Source organism: Luminiphilus syltensis NOR5-1B (assembly GCF_000158175.1).
GTDB classification, from domain to species: Bacteria; Pseudomonadota; Gammaproteobacteria; order Pseudomonadales; family Halieaceae; genus Luminiphilus; species Luminiphilus syltensis.
Window position 1 is genome coordinate 1,298,110 of the sequence record NZ_DS999411.1, and the last position, 22,867, is coordinate 1,320,976.

Consider the following 22,867-nt stretch of genomic DNA (forward strand, 5'->3'; position numbering starts at 1 on the left):
GAAGAAACTGACTTGCGACTGACTGGCTGTGGCCCGACTTTCACTGGATCTATGGATTAAAACCTTCATACCGCCTTAGCTACGAAAAGCCCATAATTTTGCGACATTTATTCCGATCGAGGATGCGGAGTTACAGCTGCCCGCTACTCACAGGCACCGTACACGACCTATCGCAAACGTTATCGATGGTGAGCCAATTCGCAATCGCTGAAAATCTTTTCATTAATCCGCTGCTGCATTTTTCTGTCAGCTTTCGATTCTCTTAGTATCGCAAAGACGAAGACATCGGCATAACTTTACTGTACCAAATGTTGACATGTCAATCTTGTGGTACTTGCGTGACGGAGTGATAGATTTTTGACCAATGCGTAAACATTGCAAATCAAGCCGAGTTGGTTTGTCGTAGCAATGTATTTGGCGTGATCCTCGCCGAGGCAAAAAATGGCCTGTGACCCGGGGATGCGGCGGGGAACGGCTAAAAGCCGGCGGTAGGTAGCCCGTTAAGAGCCATCAAAAAAACGGGGTAGAACCCAGGTCAGTGGATTGGCACGGAATCTTTAACACGCCACTGTTGTTAGTCATTCAATACTCGATTTACATTTTTTTTAAGTTTTTGTAAGAGGTAGATCAGCTTTTTCTGCTCTGCTTTCGTCAAATCGCTCCAGAGTTCATCCGCGCGAACCAGCTTTTGCGCCGCAATTTCATTGAATACCTTAATGCCCTGGGACGTTAGGCCGTAAGGCTTACTTCGTCGATTCAGATCAGATGCCGGTAATTGTTTGATTAACTTTTTTTCTTCGAGGTATTTGATGGCGCGACTGACGGAGGCTTTGTCCATGCCGCTGGAGTCAGTAACATCCTTGTTGGTGGCGGAGCCCCGATCGGCCATCAGCCCCATGATTCGCCACTCCCGCATGCCAATCCGATAGGCGCCCACCATGATCGCGCTGGATCCCGCCCCAATTTGATTGGATATTGAGCGGAGCAGGTAGGGGAAATAACTCTCTAGATCTATTCGCTTTTTTATCACTGCCACGGGATAAACCTGATTACCTTAAAACTATTATTGCGGGGACCGTACTATTTAGCAGTCCTATGAATGATCGGTACTTTAGCATTTATACCTCAATCAAAGATCGATACCTTAGCATTTTCCAGCTTTTCGTACGCAGCTTACGGGAAAAATACATAAGCGTTGTCCTGCGTATTGCCAAGGACTTTCAGTTGACATATCAAGTAATGATCACTACAGTTGGCGTCGTATGTATCCGATTTCTAATGCCAGACTGCGTTTGCAGACCGATCCACAAAAAATAAGTAATCAAGATTTACTTCCTGATAGCTCTAGCGACCACGATGACTAATTAGCGTTGTCATAACGGAACTGCCAGAGTTGGGTGTCTACGATGAGATTTGACGAAAGACGATTGCACGGTGTTACGGGGTCTAATCTGTTATCCATGAAGGCTTTGAGGGAAGACAGGTCACGCAGTGGTTATGCAGGAGAATGCTCATAGTGATGATCCTGAAAACTATTTTACAGTGCCTGGTCGGCGTCATTTATCTGATGGCCGTTATCCCGTGTGTGGCGGCTGATCCGGGTAATACTCGTCCCAATGTTGTGGTGATTGTAGTAGACAATGTTCCTGCAAAGCTCATTGGAGCCTACGGTAACAAGTATGTTGAGACGCCTCATATCGATGAGCTTGCCCGGGAGGGCATGACCATGGATCATGCCTTTGCTTCGAGTGGTGTGTGCTCACCGACCAGAGCGACGCTGTTGACGGGGCTGTTGCCCTCCCAGACTGGAGTACAAAATGCCTTGCCGTCCGACGTGGGGTTGGATGGCTGGTCCGCGATAGGGGAGTTTCGCAGTTTACCTCAGACGTTCTCTGATGCTGGCTACCGTACCGGACTTGTCGGGAAATATCATTTAGGGGTGCCGGATGAGCCTCAGCTTAAGTTTGATTCCTGGGTTACTTTCGCCAGTGGTCACACGAGTAGTTGGCATGATGTTGAGGTGATTGACAACGAAAAAACCTATAAAACGCAGGAGCACCTTACAGATTTTTGGAGCAAAAAAGCGGTCGAATTTATTGATCGTCAGAGTGAGTCACGGCCTTTCTTTTTGTACCTCTCCTACAATGGCCCCTATATGTTGCCACCCCTGGTGCTGGAGTCCGCAAAAAACCGGTATGCAGATTATTACAGAGCGAACCCGGTTCCGATGCCTCACGATTCGATACACCCCTTTCTGCAAAACCTGGTTACTCAAGCGGTCGCTGATTCAGGCGGTGGGGGTGAGTTTCTGAAAGGATGGCGAGCGGAGGAAAGTGGGCATAAGAGCCGTTGGTCGGAAGTGGCCTGGGGCATGGTTAGCGCCCTGAACAATCCCGAAGCGTTGGTACATGCTATTTCGGAGCTGACTATGGTTGATGAAGGTGTGGGTACGGTGCTGGCCAGCATTAGAGAGAATGGGCTGGACCAAAACACGGTGGTAATTTTTACTTCAGATCAAGGATCCGCACTGGGAGAGCATGGTTTATGGGGCAACAGCTCCGCTGCGCTGCCCACGACCGCATATGAAGAGAATATGCACATTCCCCTGATTATCAGGCATATAGGCAAAATCGAGGAAGGATCCCGCAACGATGAACTTATTAACCAGTTTGATCTTGCACCGACTGTACTTGATTACGTAGGAATGGCGGACAAAGAGTTTACGCATTCGCCAGGGCGCAGTTTCTCACCAGTATTAGAGGGGGAGACAGTGGATTCTAGCGGGCCAGTTTTCTTTGAATACATGAGGACTCGGGCTATTCGCACAAGAGACTGGAAATTGATCGCACGTTTCCCTGATGGTCCGAACGAGGTATACAATTTACGGACCGATCCCGGGGAATACCAAAACCTGGCAGATATTCCAGAATATTCGGAGATTCAGAAATCTTTGGGTGCACAATTACAAGCCTTTTTTGATGAATACGCTAACCCCGAATTCGATTCCTGGCGGGGGGGAAGTGGTAAGGCGGTTATGGAGTATGGTGATCGGAATCAGTTTTATAAGGATTTCTTTTCGAATTGGAAGAGTCCTTCTGTGAGCTTGGTGCCGGAATTTTCTGACTAGATAACAAGGGATGACGCGATCTAAATCTAGATTCATAGTTGCTTCTTAGTGTTTGGTAATGCTGGTCTTTGTGAGTTGGGCAAGCGGTATTTTCTCTGCAATCCGCTATTCAGCTTGATTACCAATAATAAGCGGCACTTTACTTTTTCATTACGAAGGGATGAAAATTTTGCTCTCTGAAGCACCGGAACAAACTGCTGCACCAGTATCCGTTGGGGGTGGGGAAGATAAGTCTCCATCCCTGATCGGCGGCGCAATGATCATTGCAGGTACGGCTATTGGCGCGGGTATGTTCTCGTTGCCGGTTGTTGCATCAGGGATGTGGTTTAACTGGTCGGTGATCTGCCTGATTCTGACGTTTTTTTTTATGTACCACTCAGGTTTGATGATACTGGAGACGAACCTGAATTATCCCGTTGGATCCAGCTTTGATACGATCACGAAAGATACGTTGGGGCCGGTCTGGAACTTGATAAACGGCCTGTCGATTGTGTTTGTTCTCTATGTCTTGACCTATGCTTACATCAGTGCCGGAAGCTCAATTATTAATCAAACTCTGGAGAGTACACTCGGCATCGTCGCGCCGCCAAAAATTTCTGGGCTGATATTTTCTTTCAGTTTGGCTTTTGTTGTCTGGTTGAGTACCAAAACTGTGGACCGCATTACCACCATTTTATTGGGAGCAATGGTGGTTACGTTTTTTATGTATGCGGGGAATATAACAAGTAATCTCAAGTCAGCTCTGTTATTTGATCGCGAGGGAGCTGGTGTGCAGTATTTTCCATTTATATTTGCGGCATTGCCATTTTTTGTTGCGTCATTTGGCTTCCATGCCAATGTTCCGAGCTTGATGAAATATTATGGAAAAGAGCCCATAAAAATTAGGAAGTGTTTGTTATACGGCTCCTTGTTGCCACTGGTGATCTACCTTTTGTGGCAGGCTAGTGTCTTCGGAAGTATATCGCGGCAGGCTTTTATAGAGATTATCGATCAGGGGGGTAATGTAGGTGTACTTGTGAATGCGATGGGCAGCGCAGCTGAAGGTCAATTCACGCATACCCTTCTCAATGTATTCTCAAATTTTGCCGTAACCTCATCTTTTCTTGGGGTGAGCTTAGGACTATTTGACTATATTGCGGATAAATATAAATTTAGTGACAGCGGATTGGGTCGTTTGAAAACTGCGGCCGTTACCTTTATTCCTCCCACCATCGGTGGGGTGCTGTATCCGGGTGGTTTTATTTATGCTATCGGATTTGCCGGTCTGGCCGGCGCGATATGGGGGATTATCGTGCCAGCACTTATGGTCAAGAGCAGCCGTGAACGGTCCGGAAGTACGATGTATCGTGTGTGGGGGGGGAATGGCCTGGTTTATGCGGTCCTTCTGTTTGGTATCGTCACTGCCGCATGCCATTTGCTGGGATTTTTTAATTTGTTACCGATCTATGGTTGACCACCAACCTGAAGATCGGGTGTGTACTATTAAAGCTTACAGCCAGTATAGGCGTCCCGAGAAGCTTGGGTGTCCCGACGGGTTTAGAGGTCCCGATAAATCCCCGCGTGTTTCAGTCATGTTGGCGTTTTGGGTCCAATAACGTCGAGCAGGAGGACTGGACATGAACAAGCGATACGGCATAGAACAAATCACTGGCTTCGGACAGCAAGCTGACAGCGGAATACCGGTAAAAGAGCGGTGTCGGTGATATGGTTTATCGCGGTGCGGCTTCGACTCTCGGCGCAGTGAGTGTGGTGGCATGACCGTGTTAGAAGCCGCGCATCTCAAGTGGCTTGAGGCCTAAAACAGTCGGCTGGAAAATCTTTTCGCCGAGTCCTAGCCTGAGCAAGAGATTTCTAGTGAGGTTCTGCGAAAAAAAGCGATCGCCGCTCCAGCAAAGCAACACTGGGAAGCCACGGAATACCTACGTCGAATCGCTCAGCGAGCGATCCCAAGACGCATGCCTCAACGATTATTGAATTGCTAGTGTGGGACATGCGATGGGTGTTATCGAGTCATGGTGACGGGGGTATGACAACGAAAGGCCCAGGAAACCGCTGGGCAGCCTGACTGCCGCTAAAGACACAGCGCAGATGTACAAAAAGGCAAATAGGCAACCATGGGTTCCAGTGCTGCGTGTTGTTCAAGAAGTGGGGGCGGGGGTTAGGTCGTTAAGAGATCGCCCATATTTTGATTGACATATCAACATTGTGAGTTGACAATTCAACTAACGCATCAAAAGAGCATGTAAAAATGTCAATTATCGAATTGCGAGCCACCTCCCTTGCAACACCTATTGCTCCAGGTTTCCCGAAATCCAAAGTGGCAACCATTGCCAACCCTTCGATTCACGCCAGGCTGTGCTCCTCGGTTTCTGTTTTGCTTTTACTCATCCCTGGAATATCCATTTCCGCGGCTGCCCAGACATCGGTAGTGCTTGAAGAAGTGATTGTGACCGCCCAGAAACGTTCGGAAAATGTACAGGATGTTCCAATATCAATGATCGCGTTTAGCGGTGATCAGCTGGAGGCGTCTGGTATCGATACGCTAATAGATCTGCAGAATTTCGTACCTAACTTGAACATCGGACAAGGTTCCCAGTTAGCGAACACTAGAATTATGATGCGCGGCGTAGGTTCAGCCGGTAATAATGCTATAGAACCCAGCGTCGGTACGTTCATCGATGGTGTGTTCTATGCCCGGCCCTCTGCTGTACTGGGAAACCTTGTAGACATCCAGAGCGTCGAGGTATTACGTGGTCCTCAAGGTACCCTATTTGGCCGGAACACGCCTATGGGCGCGTTGAGCATTTCTACAAAAAAGCCGACTGATGAATTGTCGGGGCGAGTAAAGTTGGGCCTCGGGGATTATGGCATGCGGACGGGTACCGGGATCGTCAACATACCACTCGCAGACTCGGTCGCTGCGCGAATTTCCGGGTCGTATTCTGACAGGGACGGATTCGGCACAACGACCTTTACCGGTGCCGGTCCGACCGGAGATTTTGGTGAACGCGAGGATACGGTGGTCCGTGCTAAATTTCTATTTGATATCTCGGAATCCTGGCAGGCTACCTTGAGCGCCGACTACTCGGAGACCGATCAGGGCGCTCCGGTAACGGAAACCCTGCCCCAGACCAATCCACAATTTGGTGGATTCGAGGCCTACACGGCGAGGGTTCTGGGCCTTTTTGGCGATATTGTAGAAATAGGCGATCCTGACGACTACACGATAAATAAGCCGGTGAGAGACAGGACCGTGGACGAGCAATGGGGTTTGGCACTGGATATCACCGGCGATATCGGGGAGCACTCGATTCGTTCAATAACGGCCTACCGCGATTGGGAAAACGATGTGAAGAGCACTGATTTTGTCCTTGCCGCTGACTTTTTATTGCGGGACGGCAATTTCGCCACAGAGTCGTTTTCCCAGGAGTTTCAGCTACTTTCACCTGAAGGCCAACGGCTAGAGTACGTGCTTGGACTGTATTACTACGAAGAAGATTATGACATTGGTGAGCAGTTTAATCTCGGAAGCCAATTCTGTAGCTTTGTCCCCCCGCCTCTCAGACCTAGATGCAGCGGAGCGCCTCAGAGCCCTGCGAGCACGGTTGATTACAGTCAGTCCCTTGAGAGTTTTGCCGGCTTTGGTCAGATGACGTATCACATCAGTGAGGATTGGAGTGCCACAGCAGGTCTGAGATTCACCAGAGATGAAAAAGAGGCTGAAATTACTCAGGTTACGAGTAACCCTATTCTCTCTATCCTGGGTTTCAGAGCTTCACTTCCCTTACTGGAGCTAGATCGCTCGGACAGTCAGCCAACCTGGCTACTGAGTAGCCAGTACACCCTTACGGAAGACATGATGCTCTATGCGTCAGTCTCTACAGGGTTCAAATCTGGCGGTTTCAATTCTCAGGGTAGCGGCGATCCGTTGACTGCGGAAGAACGATCCTTTGATCCGGAGGAGACCACCAACTATGAAGTTGGGATTAAGTCTACTCTTGCAGAAGGCAAGCTGATCGCTAACGCCACAGTCTATAGAACTGAAGTTGCAGATCTTCAGGATCGGACTCTTGATGCGGACACCGCAAGCTTCCTGGTGAAAAACGCCGCAGAACTGACGCAGCAAGGTGTTGAGTTTGAACTACGTGCCCGGCCAACAGCGGCTTTGGACTTGTCGCTTACAGGAGCCTATCTGGACTCGGAGTTTGATTCATACCCTGGTGCTTCCGGGCTCCCGGCAGGCCTGCCGCAGGATCTCGCGGGACAACGTAACCACAGAAGTCCCAAGTGGGAACTGTCAACGGTTGCCCAGTTGACGCTTCCACTGGCCGATTCGGGAATGGACTGGTTCGTCAGAGGGGAATACAGTTTTAGAGACGAGATGAACGTGGGTACGACAACGAATGGTAATCGGCAGACGGTTCAGGATGCCTATAGCCTGGTCAATCTGCGCGGTGGCCTAATGGATCGAGAAGGTCGTTGGCAGGTATCGGCACATCTGGAGAATGCGACTGACGAGGCCTATTGCCAAACCATGTTCGAGCAACCTCTTGGCGGTCCACTCCGAGCAGTAGATGCCCAGACAAATACATCACTCGTTAATTGTATCCTCGGATCGCCGCGGATGTGGTCTGTGGAGGTGGAGTACAATTTTGATTGATGGGTTCCTTGCAGCAGTTTAAAAAGAAGAGTGTGCGTAAGGAGTCATAGCGCTGTGCGGTTCTTTTCCCGTGGGCTCAGTTTTCTCGAGTTTAAAATCTGCGTCTGCGACGCGTGGAGTATTTCTTTTATCAGATTCGCACCGCGCTCGATGCGTTAAAGATTCAGACCCATGGATTTCCCACGGTGCCGTAGCTCCCCCGGCCTATGAAACAGCCTCATTTTTAGTGCCGGTTGTGACATCGGAACTGTGGGATAGTCACTGCACCATAGTAAATAGGACGGACATACACCGATGATAGACATTAGGGTAAAAAACCGTGCGTGCCGCAACATCTTCCGGCCTCTGACGGTCCTTTTCCTTGGTTGCCTGTTATTGCCGCTGGCCGGGATCGCCGAGAAAAACGATAGTGTAAACTCCCGTGCGTTTCACCTATGGGTAGCCTCCGACAGTCATCTGGACGGAGACCTTAAGAAGCGCAAAAGACCAGGTGGCGACGCTATTATTCCCCGGGAATCCCTCGCCGAAGCGATTAGGCAATCCGAGGGTTATAACAACGATGCTGCGCCAGCATTTGACTGGCACATCGGCCTGCTTTTGGGTGACTTTTCGGGAACACACGCCGCCACGCCCTCGGAAGCGGAAGGGCGCGAAGTGGTTCGCCAATTCGGGTCGCTACGTACGCATAAACGCGAGGACATTTATACCTTAATAGGCAATACAGATGCCTCGCCTGGGCAGGAATGGGCACGGAAGTGGATCGATCCTGCCGGTGAAAATCCCGGGGTTTCCGGTGTCGACAAACGCAAAATGACCTATCCCATAGACGGTACCTGGGAAAGATACTCATTCCGGGTGGGTAATATGCTTTTCCTGATGATGTCCGATCGTAATGATCTCGCTCCGCCCATTGGTAAGCAAGGCAAGCAGCGCGGCAACTATCCGGCCGGTGCTGTCACGATGGAGACATTTGAGTGGTGGAAGAAGATGGTTGAGTCAAATCCTGATTCCATAATCATCTCAGCCCATCACCACATGCTCAGGGATACGACGGTGGCATCCGATCGATGGGAGGGTTACGGTGTCGGCTCGAAGGAAGAATTTGTTGAGAAATGGCAGCGCCTATATCCCGAGGTTCCGTTTGGAGAGCGCACACCGCTGCATCCCGAAGACTGGAGGTATCATGGGTATTTTCCTGACGGTGCCCCTGAAGGTGCCTCCTACCTGTACTTTGTGGGTGACCGCGCGGATGCTGGGTTATTCGAGTCCTATCTCGAAGAACATCCGGGTGCCATCGATATCTGGTTAGGTGGTCATACCCATTCCGCACCTGGTGATACCTTCGGTGATAAATCCCATGTAGAGAAAAAATGGGGTGTTAACTTCATCAACGTGGCTGCCCTGACCAAAAATCTCGTCCGTAAGTACCCACCAAATAGCCGGCTTCTGAGCTTTAGCCCCGGCAGTAATACAGCCAAAGTGGCGTTCTATATGCATGACGACCAACTCTCGCCGCGCGGCTGGTATGCCGAGATGGCAAGAGAGATTGAATTGGGCAAACCCTTTGAATGGTAAGCCACCACGCCGTCATGGACCTTGGGCCACTGGGCAGGGGCTTTGCTTAGCCTTTGTGTCTTTTTGTCTATGTCCCCTAAGCCGAACCCAAATTTAGGGTAACTGATCTTCAAGCTTTTCCATGAGTTTGTAGAGTTGGGAGATTTCGGTTTTGCTGAAGTTCCTAAGCCATTCGCTTTGCATGTCATTCACAACCCTGGCGGCCTCAGCAAACGTCGAGATCCCAAGCGTTGTCAATGTGATCTTGTTCTGCCTGCGGTCGTATTCTTCGAATTTTCGGCTAACCCATTTTTTACTCACCAACTTGTCTAGAGTGCGATTTACACGTGACCGAGAGAGCGCGCTCTGATCTTGCAAGAATTTTGAAGAAGCACTCCCGTACTCCGTCAGGATGGCAAGAATTCGCCACTCGGGGGATGTGACATTGTATTTTTTATAACCCTGGGCTGACATCTTACCGAAATCTTCACTAATTCTAGTTAGACGATACGGTATGAAGGCTTTTAAATTGATCGGTTTGTCTTCTTCGGATTTCATTGTTCATACTTTGCTATGCGATCGAAGATCGGTTTGTTTGATACCACTATGACCACGGTAATTTTCCGCAATCATAAAGGAAAAGCGGGCCGGAAACGTCGACATACTCGGATGATTTCACGCTATGGATTCGTGTGGACCGGAAACGTTTATAGGTCGATTCTTTAAAACCTGACTTTTTCTGTGAGCAGGCGTTTGCTGATCAAGAAATCATCGGGCCTTTGAAGGGAATCGGTTGAACCAATCAGACCAACTTCAAGATTAAGAACCGCAATGCTACAGCTGGTTAGCGTATCGCCAAGTATTCGCTTTGACATGCCCCCATGACAATTCAGCAATCTGAAGACTTAGAGCAAACTGGTCGGACTCAAATCGCGCCAACACGTTGTATTCGAATAGGTTTCGGCACATGGTGGAGGCGGCGAATTTTCGCTGTCCTGTCGGATAAATAAGACCTGGAAAGAGGGGACGGTGATGGCGGAGCAGTACTTCTTTGCCGATGGTGATAACACGACTCCTCCAGGCAACTGATCGCTAACCGGCGGCCAGTTCGCAGTATGACTTGCACTGAAAATGCCGCAGGCGCCATAACCCATTGTGAAGTCTGGTAGCGATTGCTTTCGGATTAATTAGATATCATCGTTCGCCAATGTCACATTCAGGCCGTTGAGATCGTCGCTGAAAAGAATCTGGCAGCTGAGCCGAGACATACCAGGCTCAAAAGTCATAGCGACCTCTACGGAATCAAGCTCTTTCGGGTCCGGTTTGGGAAGCTTGTCGTACCAATCTGACTGAACGTGGACATGGCATGTGGCGCAAGCACCTTCACCACCACAGATGGCCTCAATCGGAAAGCCGGCATCCCGTATAACTTCCATCAGTTTTTCGCCCGGCTGGGCTTCTAACTGATGTATGTCCCCTTCGTGGTCGGTTAGATTAATTACGCCCATTCTGGACTCCTATTTACTCATGTATGAATCGTGTGAAGAGACTCTATTTTCCGATGGTTAAGCTGGAATAACGCTTGGCTTGAGCCGTTCTGACTTTCCACCACCAGCTAGCCTTCTTTTTTGTATGTGAATTAAACTTGTCGTCAAGCCACAGTGCGAGTCGACGGAAGCGCGTTCCCGCGAGCCACAGCCAGGCTCGATCAAAATAGTTATCAAAGGTGCGGTTGTACGGGCAAACTCGTATACACACCGAGCACTCGGTGTTCTGGCTACACCAGAATTTGAAACACTTGTCTGCATCGGTAGTCCATTTCGTCACGCCTTTGGTGTTAGAGATGCTAATCGGCTCCGATGTGGGCTCTCCTTTTGGGATCGCCTGGGGCGGACAGGCGTCCGAGCACTTCCTGCAAACCGAGCAAAATTTCTGGACGCCGAACTCAATGGGTTTATCTGCTGTGAGTGGTAAATTAGTAAAGACCCGGGTGAATCTGACACGGGAACCAAACTCCGGCGTTATCGCCAGCCCGGCACGACTATACTCAGCCAATCCGGCCTGAATAGCATAAGGAATCGATGGGCCGGTATCGTTCATGCAGGCATAGGCTTCATAACCCAGATTGCGGATAAATTGCGCCAGAGAAATACTGGTTGAGGCATCCTTGGAATAGCCGATTCCGCTAGAGGCCCCCGAGAGAGCCGATGGCACTGTGCGGTTAAGGGATAGTGGCATCTCACTCGCGAGAACGATGCAATGAGTCATATGCTCGGGTAATTCCTGCGGAACTTCTTTGGGTTCATTGTCTGACAACCCCGGCTTGAGCGTCTGCCGTCTGAATGTTTTATCGTAGACCCAACGCTCGTCGTAGTCTGCGACGCCGACCAGATCGGCGCCGAGCATAATCGCCGCGTTTTTTACGATTGCTGTTGTTTCCTCAGGGGTCCCCGTTTCAACCTTTTCGTGCCAACCTTCTTCGTGAATTGAGTAGAGATCCTGAAATCCTTCTGACCTGCCTGGGGCAAACTGCCGCAACATCGTGGCCATGTGCCATGCCGCGTTTCGAAGGGCGTAATCGAGATGCTGGTAACCCTCACCTTTGCGCGGTTTAGCGTGTGGCATCAGGTAAGCCTGAAAAAAGTTTGAGGCTCTTTTGCCTTGTAGTGGTGCATCCCAGGTCGACCGAGCGAACGCATCATTTTTCTGGCTAAATCGTTGGAAGTCGGCGCCAACCTTGAACCCAGTCTCCTTGTCGATAGGTCGGGCATGAGAACTGGCGATTATTTGTGATGGCATATATTTCTCCACGGGCACGTGATGCCTACGCTGGTTTCGTTTTTTAACGAATAAATAGTCTCGAACGGGAGTATTATTACTCCCGAATGGGATTATATGCAAGGGCTAACTTGCCGTTGATGGGCACCTTTGTGATGACCTTGTTGCAGCCAGATATACGTATTTAAGACTCCTAATATCGATAAATGGATAAGAGAAGGAGCGATTTTTACTGCAGTCTAATGAGCGCGCCCACTTTGCCTGCCCAGTAGGGCAGCAGGTCAGCTATTGAGCTTTGTGATTTATTGACGATGTAGGGTTGATCGCATGCCATCAATGGCGCTATATCCCGAATTATCTCGCGCGTGCAAAGGTAGAGAGGCGTCTGACTCTAAAAATCCTCAAAGCATTAGCTCGATATCGCCCCAAGGACTACGGACATTTCAGAATCATCGTTATAGACATGAGGTGACATCCGAATCCCCATAGACCGGACATCAAAGGCAACTTGCGCTTCGCGCAAACGAGTGCAGACCGTCTCCATTCGATCAACCGTAAAGTCTAAAACCACTGTGCCGCCTCGTTGCTCAGCGGCCGACGGCGTCACCAAAATATCTGGCGGTGTTGCATCGATAATACGTTGAGTAAGAGCCAGATTGTGCTGGCGTACCTGTTCGACTCCAACCCGGTTTATTAGCCGGATGCTGTTGGTGGCTGTCACATAGGGTTGTACCGACGGCGTTCCACCCCAGAACCGCAGGGCATCCTGGGCGTATCGAAAGTTATACATATCAAACTCAAAGGGATTTTCATGGGAGAACCAACCTACATCGGTTGGCTCACACTCTGCTAACCGCTCGGAGTCCACCCAAAGAAACCCCGCTCCCGGACCGCCGCACAACCACTTCACACAGGAACCCATTACAAAATCGGCCTGCCACACTTGCAGGTCGATAGGGACTACACCTACAGACTGCGCTATATCCACAACTGTCATGATATTCTGGTGACGGGCCTTTGCGCATATGTCGGCCACGGGTACTTGCGAACCCGTGTTCGAATGTACGTGGGTAATGAGCGCAAGCCCAACATCCTCGGTAAGATACTGCGCCCATACCGCTGCATCCAGGGTGTTCTCGCTGGCGGGAATCGCACGCAGATTGAAACCATACTTTTTGGCCTGCTCCAACACAAAAGCGATGGAAGGGAAGTCCTCCTCGGTATACAGGATGGTCCGCCTCTGCTCGGGAACAGAAAGGCTCTGCAGGATTTTTGTTAGCGCGCTGGACAAGTTTACCTGCGGACAGAAATTCTCGCGCTGCCCGGTTAACAGGATTGCCAGTTCGTCCCTGAAGCTTTCGATGCATTCGAGCCAGAACGGCCAGACGTTTTCCCCGGCATGCTTCCAGGGATTCAGAAAGTCATTAATCAAGGCGTCATCTGTTGTCGTAAGTGGGCGTCCCACTGAATGGCTTAACAGGTAAATTCCCGTCGCAGGGACAAAGTGTTCCTTGTAAGAGATTTTCATTGGGAGCGTGATTCAAGCAAGGCTGGCGCGCAATTTCTGCATATCGGAAAACCGGCTTGGAATATCGTCCCTATCCGCCGCCGAGCGAAGGTCCGCAAGTTTGCGCAGGGAGCGCAGTAATACGGGCAGAGGCGGCCCGCTGGCAGTCAGGCCCGGTTTCTCAGACAAGCCCATATTATCGGCAGGCTTTTCAATGAACTTGGACACAAGCTGCTCGTGATGCTGCAAGGCAGTCGCACCATGCGCCTTCGCAACATCGAGGAACAAAGCCACGTTCTTCTGGTACCAGCTCTCTGTATGGTTGGTAATTGATTCGCGTAGAAACTGATCCAGCAGGCTTTCACGGCTCATGCAGTCCCGTAGAATTAATTGATCATCAGGCGTCATGAAAAGAAATTTGTCGACCAGCAGTTGCGAGTAGTAAGAATCATCGGCGCGGCAAACGCCCAATAACAAATCGATTACATTAATGCCGGCGAAATCGCCTGCGTTGGCTCCTCGGTATTCGTGAAGTCCTACCCGATGCGGCTTATAGTAGGGTCGCACACAATAGAAGAATCGGTCGGTATCCAATTGGGTGAACAGCTCATTATTTGATGTGAGAACATCCTCCAGAGCTCGCCTGGCAACCAGCAAAAGGTCGGCGGTAATGGGATGTGACACCCCCAGAGGCAGAATGCGAAGCAATGCCTCAGAAGCGCGAATAAAGGCAAGCTCGGCCCGGGTATTGTGGGTAAGAAAAAGGATCTCGTCAGGCAGGGACGTGAACGATTTAGCGACGCCATTAATTGCGTAATTGTGATTTTCCAGGTGAGCAGAGGCGAAGCGTGGAACTACTCCCAACGAAGCGCCCAGTTGCATTGCCAGGGCCGAGGCCTCCACCAGGGGCGATTTGGTTTCCCGGGACGGTTCAGTGATCATATGGCGGCGGCAGGCCGCCATATAAAGACCGACATTACCCAGCAATGAAAACCCTGCATCGAAACCTTCGTTGGTGTTACCTTCTTTCAGTAGATCGACGATGAATGACTTTCCTTCTTTTTCTAACTGTCGCTTCAGTTCATCTCCCTTGCCTTCGACTTCCTCTGGCATCTCACTGGAAAAATAGATTTCCTCAAGTGCTGTATTCAGGGCGACAAAGTCGCTTCGTATCCAGTTATCTAGTCGCTCAGTATTCGTCATGGGTTCGATCTTCACTCTCTTGTTGATTTAAGCTGAATAAAAACACTATCGTCTTATATAAAGCCTTAACTTGCCTGCAGCTATAGCTGCAAGGGTGATTGCCAGGCACTTCAGGTTCCGATGTGATCTGACCTCATAGATTAGGAAGATTTCGCTCATTATGAGATGGGCGTTCGCCAGCTGCCCCCGACCCTCACCTCTCAGCGCCAGCTAGCCTCCTTTATTGGAGACCGTTCCCCTCTTGCTGCCCATGGTTACGCAATCAGTATTAAGAGTGAAAATTAGACCATTTAATGGTTGACATATCAACATTTAAATTTATTAAGCAGTTTTGCTCAAGGCACTCAGAGGATTTTGTGGGGCGGTGGAGGCGGAAATCCTGCAAATGAGGCTCGTAGTTATCCTGCGGGCAGGCCGCTTTACGAGCATTCTTCAAATCACTGAACGGTTCACTAGGCAGATACGTTTCGGGCCCGCCTTGCGGGCAGCGTATTGGATCAGAAACCATCTTGGATCACACTAGTGCGGCATCTATAGATGGTGGTGAGGCCAAGTCTCCCCCTGAATTTTCCATCTACCCAAGCTTTATATTCTTTAGCCAAGGAAACTAGTCGTTCTGCCCTTTCGCGCTATCCGTGTCGTGCCACGTCATCACGATGAATAGCAAATTGTATTGAAACGTCATTTGAGGCAGCTATATACGTGAAGCGACGGTTTTTGTCGGCACGATAAACCACCTGGCTAGGCTATTTGATTCCAGATTTGGCGCTACAATGCAATGGACTGCTCACCGACGAAATTTCGAGGCTTTTTTTGAATGAACCTCCGTAGTGTCGACCTCAATCTTCTCACTATTTTTGATGCAATAGTGTCAGAGGGCAATTTGACCCATGCGGCTGACAAGATTGGGATGAGCCAGCCGGCGATAAGCGCAGCTCTGGGTAGGCTGAGAGTGACTCTTGACGATGAATTATTTGTCAGCACTGGTCGGGGCGTGAAACCAACACAGCGCGCTCTGCAGTTGCAGGAACCTGTTCGACGCATACTTGAAGATGTCCGAGCCGCTTTGACGTCTACAGGCGAATTCGACCCTGAATCCAGTGACAGGGTGTTTACGATCAGCTCTATAGACTATGGTGGCATCGTCGTTATTCCGCGACTGCTACGCTACCTTCAGAAGCAGCAATCTCCGATTATCGTGAACATAAACCCCAGCCAAACCGGGGAGGCTCATAGGGATGTTGACCGCAGTAGTGGTGACCTGACCATAACCAGTGACCCCCTCCTGAGCCCCGATCATGAGTGCAAACTGCTACGCCGGGAGCTGCCGTATTGTCTCGCCCGAAAAGATCACCCAGACATCACGGGCTCTCTCAGTGTGGAGCAATTTCAGCGGAACAGGCACGTACTGCTCTACAGTAATAACACGCGTGGTCTGGCACTGGATGCGCACTTGTTGCAACTTGGCTTCAACCGGGAATGTGGGGCGCGGGTGCCCAGTTTCTTTAATATGCCTTACATAGTCGGAAATACCGACATGATCTGTACGATGCCGCGCCAGATGGCCGAAGATTTTGCCCGACAGTTCGGTCTACAGGTTCTGGCGGCTCCGTTTGACAATTGGACTGCCAGCTATTTCATGGTGTGGCACAGGAGTTTCAATGGAGATTCGGGGCATTGCTGGCTCCGTGACAGTATTTTCCGTTTGTGTTCCGACACATACTGAAAGCCAGTTCTCGGAATTCACCGATAAAGCAAATAACCCAGCATGCTATTTGCAGCGTTGATTTCTGCCCTACAAATCATCGATTTCAAATCCGAAGCATTTGGCGTTAGGTTATCCCTCATCGACAAATCAGGGAACGCAATGCTATGAAAGCCGTTTATTATAACTCCCATGGTGGCCCTGACGTTCTTCAGGTTGGCGAGCTACCTTTGCCGCCCTGCGCCGAAGACGAAGTTCTCGTGCAAGTGGCCTGTACAAGTGTGAATCCGATTGATCGACGTCTCAGAGCGGGAGAGCTTCAGGAGTACATTACCCGCACCTATCCGGTGGTTCCTGGTTGGGATGTCGCTGGGCGAGTGGTCGCTGTTGGAGACGCGGTTTCGGATTACCAGGTTGGGGATGATATCGTGGGGCTGGCATTCACCTGGTCAATTCAGCACGGTACCTACGCGGAATTTGCACCAGTGAAAGCCAGTTCAGTCACGCTAAAGCCCGATAAAATCTCGTTTGAACAGGCCGCGGGGCTACCACTGGTCAGCCTCACCGCCTGGCAATCACTCGTAGAGTTCGGCAAGTTACGGCCCGGACAAGTGGTCCTCATTCACGCCGGTGCAGGGGGTCTTGGCAGTGTAGCCATTCCACTGGCGAAACACCTGGGAGCCAAGGTGTATACCACCGCCAGCGAATTAAATCGTGATTACGTCAGTTCCCTTGGCGCGGACGTTGTTATCGACTATCGGGAGCAGAATTACGCCAGCGTGATCCGGAAGGAGGAGCCAGAAGGTTTGGATTTCATTCTGCAATCACTGCTGGACGACGCGGTTTCCGAGGAGTCTATCCATTTGGTCAAGGCAGGTGGTGCCGTCGCCTATATGAATAACGAGCCTCCAGAAATGCCGGAAATAGAAACACGGAGTATTCGCGCTGAATTTCTTCATCACAGGCCAGATGGAGAATTGCTTGGGAATCTGCTGGATTTGTTCGGTAGTGGCGCTCTCCCCATTCCGCGCGTCCAGTTGATGGAACTTGAGCAAGCGCTGGAGGCACATCTGCTATCGGAGAGCTCGCGCACGACCGGCAAAGTGGTATTGCATGTACAGGATCTGTAAAGAAGACACTCCAATCTCTGGGCGGGTGCGGGTTCTGTGAAAAAGGCATGAATCAATCCCCACCGCAGCCATAATGGACCATGTTTCCGGCATTTCTCGGCATGTAGTCGACGGATTGGGCGAGATCAAAAAAAGCTGATCCTAACCTGTCGATTGGCATTGCCCGGAGACGCAGGCCCATGGTCGGCTCCAGTAGCATCTCGTTAACCTGTTCCGTCCTGTTACTGGGGAGGGTCGCTCGTTTCGAAACCCTGCGGTAGAGCGGGGCAGGAGCTTGTTGAGCCGCCCACACAGCAGCCAACACAAAGCGAGGAGTAGTGGACGGAAGCAGTTTGTCGATTCGCTCTCGACGACGTGGCAGACTGAACCGCCCCGGGGTTTTCATGAGACCTCTTCTCCAGAGGGAATATCTCTATGACGACCACATAACGCTTCTCGCCCGAAGTGTGCGAACTGACAGGTCGGCTGGTTTACAGCAAGGAACAGGGACATAACTCCCAGTGGGCTCGTATCGAAGCAAGTGCGCCGAAGATCGACCGCACGCCTCATGCGCTGAGGACGGGTGTCAGGGTGAGCGAGATTGCTGAGGGGCGAGTCGAGGGTGTTAAGACCAGCGAGCGCCAGCGCATGGAGGCCACGGCTGTTTGAGGACCAGGAAACGCGGCACATGATCGTAGTTATCGGTGAAGATTTAATTTGAAACTTGTTTACAGCGATTAGGCTTTATAAGAAGGTGTCTTTGGAGTTGATCCAAAACTGGAAAAAGTAAGAACGGTAGATTTTGAGTGGCCAGCGGACTAAGTGCGAAGCTAAACACACTGATTTCATCAAAACTGCGCCACGACCTGTCACGATATAGCGACGTGGAAACGGAAAATATATTTTGACTCGCGATGTGCGATGCACGAGCCTCGATAAAGAGTCTTCATGACTGCCGTCCGAGTACTGATTCTCGGGGTTGTCGCTGGACTCAGCTCATTTGGCGTTGATTTCTACCTTCCAGCGACAAAAGCGCTGGCGCTATCTTTCGATTCGGAAGTTTCCGCCGCGGGGCTAAATGTTAGCCTGTTTTTCCTTGGTATTGCGGTAGGGCAGTTCATAGGGGGGGCGCTCTCCGACGCTTTCGGCCGAAAAAAATTGCTGGTAGTTGCTTTGCTGGTCTTCATTGTTGCAAGCATCTCACAAATATTCTCATCAACATTGGGGCTGTTCATCGCACTGAGATCAATTCAAGGCGTAGCGGGCGGCGCACTTGCGGTAGTGGTCACAGCAATTATCTGCGATGAAAATGACGTTAGGGGTACTGCAAAGCTACTTTCCCAAACAACGGTAATCTCTATCGGCATGCGGTTTATTGCACCTATGCTTGCAGGTTACTTGGTAGCATTCGTCGATTGGCATGCCCTTCCGGCCATCGTGTCGATCTTAAGTATCGCCTGTCTGATCTTTGTACTATTTCATATTGACGAAACTCTGCCTGCAGCGAAGCGACGAAGACGGAGTTTGGTCCACTCCCTGCAAGATATCTGGATGATTCTATGTAACTCGCGCACCCGTATTTTTATCGCGATTGAAATGTGTTGCTCCGTTGGATTATTTGCATTTGTTACTGGCTCAGCCCACCACTTTATTGAAAATTACTTATTATCCAGTACGGAATTTGGCTATGTATATTCGGGTTTTACTGTCGTTTTACTCGTGGCCGTTTTTTCGAATCAGTGGTTGGTAACGAAATTCGGTATTGCGCTGATGATGAGGTCGAGTATTCCCGTCCAGCTTTTCTTTGCCAGCGCCTTGATTTTTACCGCTCGGTTTTTCGAACCAGTATTGTGGCTACACATCACACTGCTAGCGGGTTACCTCGCGTCTGCATTCATAATACGACTCAATGCAACCGCGGCGGCGGTAAAGAGCATTCCAGAGGTCCAGGGAACTGCCGCATCCATTATCAGCACCATCAGCTTTGGAGTCGGTGGATTGATTGGCGTGCAGATGACGTTGTTGAGCGGAGTGACAACTTACGCCTTGGAGTATCTTATTTTCGCCAGTAGCGTGTTTTTATTTTTGTATTTTCTGCTCTGTCTGCGTAGCCGTGCTTTCAACCAATAAATTTCGCTGGAGAACTGTGCGCTGGGTAAACGCTCTACAGTCTCCGACTTCTACTTCTTGGCTTGATAAAAAATTCCATGGGGTGCCGGCTGCCTCACCGATTCAAAGACACCGTTCAGGTGATCAGCGACTGTCGTCCAGGCCAATAATGGAGATGCCGTGCAGGCCTTGATTCCGCTAAGCCGCCGCGATGATCCATAAAAAAAGCCCCGGTGGCTTTTGGCCCCGGGGCTTTTTACTGACCTTAAAGACCCCGTATCAGTGCATCAGACGAGCGGATTGGCACCACTCATGTACACGTAGACTTCCTGAAACTTGTCGTCCCGGATACGCCAGAAGTTGGTGTTTTCCAGGAATATCCTGCCACCGTCGGGGTCTTCGAGTTCGGCGATAAATGACGCGGTGATACGGCCATTGTCTTCATCGACCGTAATGGTGAAGTCGCGATGAATGATGGTCTTGTAGCCACCCATAAAGTCCTCGAACATCCGTTTAATGCCCTCTTTACCCTCATGGGTGGTAAAGGCCGTCTGAACGGTCAGCATGGCGTTGTCGTGGAAGCAGTCCAGCACGGCGTCGAGATTCTTGGCGTCGACGTTGCCGAAGTATTGGTTAATGGCCAGGTCGATCAGGCCTTCACGGTCCAGCGTTGATTGGTATTGCATAGCGTTGTCCTCGTCAGAGCCTGTTATTTAAGAAGGTTGTCGCCGCTCATGTATACGAATACACGAGTGAACTTGCCATCCTTCAGATAGAACCGGTTGCAGTTCTCGTAGCGCAGGCACTCATCACTGCCTTTTGGGGTTACTTCTACTGAGAACTGTGAGCAGATAGCTTCGCTCTCGGTATCGGCGGTATGCACGAAGTTACCGTGCCAAATGACCGAGTGTGCATCGAACAGGCCCTCGAACATGGTTTTGATGCCCTGGTCCCGACCTTCATGCACCGTTTTGGAGGTGACTTCGGTTAATACGGCGTCCTCGTGAAAGCAGTCGAGCACCTTCTGCAGGTCGAAGTTATCGACACCATCGAAATATCGCTTGGTAACGATATCGACATAATAGGGATACGGGTGTGTACTCATGGCGTAGTCCTCTGTAACGGATTAGTTGGAGCCGCGGGAAAGAACCCCGGCATCGTTGGGTTGTTCGGGTGCGGCAAAAGCCGTTTTACTGTGGGTTAAACCGAGGTTTAGAAACATCTTGCAGGTCTCGAAAGCCACCTGACCCGGGTTCACCACCGGCACCGGCAGTTTGCTCGCCAGATAAGCATGGGACTGGTGCATCGTGGTGGAGCCGAGAACAATCACATCGGCGCCGTCTTCTTCGATCGCCTTGAGCGACTCTTCTTCGAGCTTTTTGAATACCACTTCTTCCTTGCCTTCGAGTAGCTCGGCGAGGTCCGGACGGGTATTGATCGAGCGCATCGAGGCGCAGCGTGCTTCGAGTTTGTACTCGCCAATGGTCTTGCGATAGAAATGGAACCACTGGGGCCACATGGTGACTACCGAGAATTTATGTCCCAGCAGGCAGGCGGTATGCAGGCTGACCTGACCGGGCCCGATAACGGGGATATTGAGGCGCGACCGAAGGGCGTACATACCCGAGTCGCTGACCGTATCGATACAAATGGCATCGTAGCCTTCTTCTTCGGCTTTGAGGCCTGCTTCGAAAACGCTGGTATCCATCAGCAGGGCGTCGTAGTAACTGTCACCCAGCGCGGCACCCCAGGTTACCGCGACGAAATCGACTTCAAAGCCTTCGCCGATCATTTCAGGAGGTAGCTGGGACGCCCGGTTGGCGACACCGGCTTCATCCATCGCGATGGGGACAATAATCTTGATTCGTTTGGTCATATTTTTCTCCTTGGAGCGTTTATCCGGACCGGGGCGCCAGGCAATGTTGCCCCGGGCAGCATCAAGGTGCCGGCGAACGGCAGCAGCTGGTCCGGACGAATAGCGGATAAAACACTACCATAATCGGCAGTCTTGAAGATGGCGGCGGCGCTCGTAAACTGTCGCATTAGTGTTGAATCAAGATGAGCGGGACGCCAGCCGTAGCCCATCGAGTCAACCCTTGACGCAGCGGTCCCCGGGGAACTTTCACTGCTGTCCATATTTCTGGCGGCACAATGACAGGTAAGTGGCTCATCGGTTTTAAATGTTGCCGCCCACGACGCATCGCGACCGATCTTCAGGCCTGCGGCACGGTATGCGTCGAGCGAAGATGCTAAGCGGTGGTCAATGTCGTTGATTATCCGGTCGCCGTTGCCAGCGAGACCTTGAATGCCATTCGATCGGCTAAAAAAACACCAGGCACCGCGTCTCAAGGCTTTCCCGGGGTGGGGCGTCATCGGGCGCCGAGGGATCTTCGAAGGATGAATGGGGCGTAAATCGCGTTCGCCCGTCGTCGGCGGAGTCGAAGGTTTTGAAGACGAGAATCTCATCGCGATGCATGCGCGGATAGTAATACCAGCGTTGTTGCGGGTTGTAGAGTGCCACCTGTAATTCGCCGATACGCTCCTCCGCCCGTCGCTCCACCGCGACTAAATCGCCATCGCTTAACGTGGTCGCGTCACAGAGTACCAGAGGCTGGTCGAGGACCGGAGTACTGGCGATGGGCCGCCACACGTTGATAATGGCAAACCGATGTTGCTTGAGTCTGTCTGCTTCCTGAGGATCGTCGCCGAAGAAATCCTCAAGGCGTTTTGGCCCCGAAGCACCGGTATAATCGTTATGCACGATATTGGCGGGTTCCCTGATCTGGCGCTGCTGTTGTTTTTCAATGGACGAGGTGCGCCGGGTATCATCGAAAATCTCCACACGATTGGCGCCGGTCAATGCTTTGAGTGCGGCTTTGATCTCCCCGTGATGGACACTGCTGAGTTGCTCGTCGTCATAAAAGTCAGTGACCGCGCTGGTATGGGGCAGAAGCACAAAGCCCTCGCGATCCAGACTGGTGGTCTTGAGATGCTCGCGGGCGTTCAGGACCGGTATCTTCTGGTTGGTGTAATTACCGACGTGCTCGGTCTGATCGCCGCCACCTTTGGACGGGACGTAAACCAGAGGTGCGCTGAGATCCGCCAGAAACTTCAG

General features: G+C 50.9%; 18 protein-coding genes. 8 read left to right on the forward strand and 10 right to left on the reverse strand.

From position 1 onward, the window contains the following. Positions 1 to 574 precede the first annotated feature (574 nt). Positions 575 to 940 carry a MarR family winged helix-turn-helix transcriptional regulator gene (locus NOR51B_RS05890; protein WP_009020238.1) on the reverse strand — a complete coding sequence of 122 codons (366 nt, stop codon included), beginning with the start codon at positions 938 to 940 and terminating at the stop codon, positions 575 to 577. A gap of 579 nt (positions 941 to 1,519) precedes the next feature. Between NOR51B_RS05890 and NOR51B_RS05895 the strand changes: the two genes are divergently transcribed. The 4 genes from NOR51B_RS05895 (at position 1,520) to NOR51B_RS05910 (ending at position 9,362) form a co-directional block, all read left to right on the forward strand. Continuing rightward, positions 1,520 to 3,127 (forward strand): sulfatase family protein, encoded by a 1,608-nt coding sequence (locus NOR51B_RS05895; RefSeq protein WP_009019448.1) that lies wholly within the window; start codon positions 1,520 to 1,522, stop codon positions 3,125 to 3,127. 169 nt (positions 3,128 to 3,296) lie between these two features. Then, the gene (gene mtr, locus NOR51B_RS05900; RefSeq protein ID WP_230198412.1) at positions 3,297 to 4,580 is read left to right on the forward strand and encodes a tryptophan permease; all 1,284 of its coding nucleotides are present in this window, start codon (positions 3,297 to 3,299) and stop codon (positions 4,578 to 4,580) included. A 795-nt stretch (positions 4,581 to 5,375) separates the two neighbouring features. Further along, complete coding sequence (locus tag NOR51B_RS05905; RefSeq protein ID WP_009021046.1) at positions 5,376 to 7,787, forward strand: TonB-dependent receptor; 2,412 nt, start codon at positions 5,376 to 5,378, stop codon at positions 7,785 to 7,787. A gap of 294 nt (positions 7,788 to 8,081) precedes the next feature. Next, complete coding sequence (locus NOR51B_RS05910; protein WP_230198413.1) at positions 8,082 to 9,362, forward strand: hypothetical protein; 1,281 nt, start codon at positions 8,082 to 8,084, stop codon at positions 9,360 to 9,362. 93 nt (positions 9,363 to 9,455) lie between these two features. Here the strand turns inward: NOR51B_RS05910 and NOR51B_RS05915 are convergent, their stop codons facing one another. From NOR51B_RS05915 to NOR51B_RS05935, 5 genes are all read right to left on the reverse strand, one after another. Next, on the reverse strand, positions 9,456 to 9,899 hold the full coding sequence (locus tag NOR51B_RS05915) for a MarR family winged helix-turn-helix transcriptional regulator (protein WP_040481855.1): 444 nt from the start codon (positions 9,897 to 9,899) through the stop codon (positions 9,456 to 9,458). Positions 9,900 to 10,528: 629 nt separating this feature from the next. Continuing rightward, complete coding sequence (locus NOR51B_RS05920; RefSeq protein ID WP_040481856.1) at positions 10,529 to 10,849, reverse strand: 2Fe-2S iron-sulfur cluster-binding protein; 321 nt, start codon at positions 10,847 to 10,849, stop codon at positions 10,529 to 10,531. Positions 10,850 to 10,892: 43 nt separating this feature from the next. Further along, complete coding sequence (locus tag NOR51B_RS05925) at positions 10,893 to 12,140, reverse strand: reductive dehalogenase (protein WP_154647614.1); 1,248 nt, start codon at positions 12,138 to 12,140, stop codon at positions 10,893 to 10,895. 388 nt (positions 12,141 to 12,528) lie between these two features. Then, positions 12,529 to 13,647, reverse strand: coding sequence for an aminotransferase class V-fold PLP-dependent enzyme (locus NOR51B_RS05930; protein ID WP_009021728.1), 1,119 nt, complete (start codon positions 13,645 to 13,647; stop codon positions 12,529 to 12,531). 12 nt (positions 13,648 to 13,659) lie between these two features. Next, on the reverse strand, positions 13,660 to 14,829 hold the full coding sequence (locus tag NOR51B_RS05935) for a PrnB family protein (protein ID WP_040482392.1): 1,170 nt from the start codon (positions 14,827 to 14,829) through the stop codon (positions 13,660 to 13,662). 817 nt (positions 14,830 to 15,646) lie between these two features. On the opposite strand from NOR51B_RS05935, the gene NOR51B_RS05940 reads away from it, so the two are divergent. The 4 genes from NOR51B_RS05940 (at position 15,647) to NOR51B_RS05960 (ending at position 19,773) form a co-directional block, all read left to right on the forward strand. Next, the gene (locus NOR51B_RS05940; RefSeq protein ID WP_009019758.1) at positions 15,647 to 16,555 is read left to right on the forward strand and encodes a LysR family transcriptional regulator; all 909 of its coding nucleotides are present in this window, start codon (positions 15,647 to 15,649) and stop codon (positions 16,553 to 16,555) included. A gap of 146 nt (positions 16,556 to 16,701) precedes the next feature. Next, positions 16,702 to 17,664 carry an NADP-dependent oxidoreductase gene (locus NOR51B_RS05945; protein ID WP_009019047.1) on the forward strand — a complete coding sequence of 321 codons (963 nt, stop codon included), beginning with the start codon at positions 16,702 to 16,704 and terminating at the stop codon, positions 17,662 to 17,664. Between the two features lie 444 nt (positions 17,665 to 18,108). Beyond that, positions 18,109 to 18,312 (forward strand): hypothetical protein, encoded by a 204-nt coding sequence (locus NOR51B_RS05955; RefSeq protein WP_009020682.1) that lies wholly within the window; start codon positions 18,109 to 18,111, stop codon positions 18,310 to 18,312. Between the two features lie 279 nt (positions 18,313 to 18,591). Beyond that, entirely contained in the window at positions 18,592 to 19,773 is a 1,182-nt protein-coding gene (locus NOR51B_RS05960) for an MFS transporter (RefSeq protein ID WP_009019953.1), read from the forward strand. Positions 19,774 to 20,039: 266 nt separating this feature from the next. Here NOR51B_RS05960 and NOR51B_RS05965 read toward each other — a convergent pair whose 3' ends face one another. The 4 genes from NOR51B_RS05965 to NOR51B_RS05980 all read right to left on the reverse strand — a co-directional run. Beyond that, on the reverse strand, positions 20,040 to 20,438 hold the full coding sequence (locus NOR51B_RS05965) for a nuclear transport factor 2 family protein (protein WP_009020873.1): 399 nt from the start codon (positions 20,436 to 20,438) through the stop codon (positions 20,040 to 20,042). A 23-nt stretch (positions 20,439 to 20,461) separates the two neighbouring features. Then, complete coding sequence (locus NOR51B_RS05970) at positions 20,462 to 20,857, reverse strand: nuclear transport factor 2 family protein (protein ID WP_009020620.1); 396 nt, start codon at positions 20,855 to 20,857, stop codon at positions 20,462 to 20,464. A gap of 21 nt (positions 20,858 to 20,878) precedes the next feature. Further along, positions 20,879 to 21,628, reverse strand: a complete 750-nt coding sequence (locus NOR51B_RS05975; RefSeq protein WP_009021710.1) for an aspartate/glutamate racemase family protein — start codon at positions 21,626 to 21,628, stop codon at positions 20,879 to 20,881. Positions 21,629 to 22,072: 444 nt separating this feature from the next. After that, the coding region (locus NOR51B_RS05980) for a CmcJ/NvfI family oxidoreductase (protein ID WP_154647741.1) at positions 22,073 to 22,867 on the reverse strand (795 nt) is incomplete at its 5' end.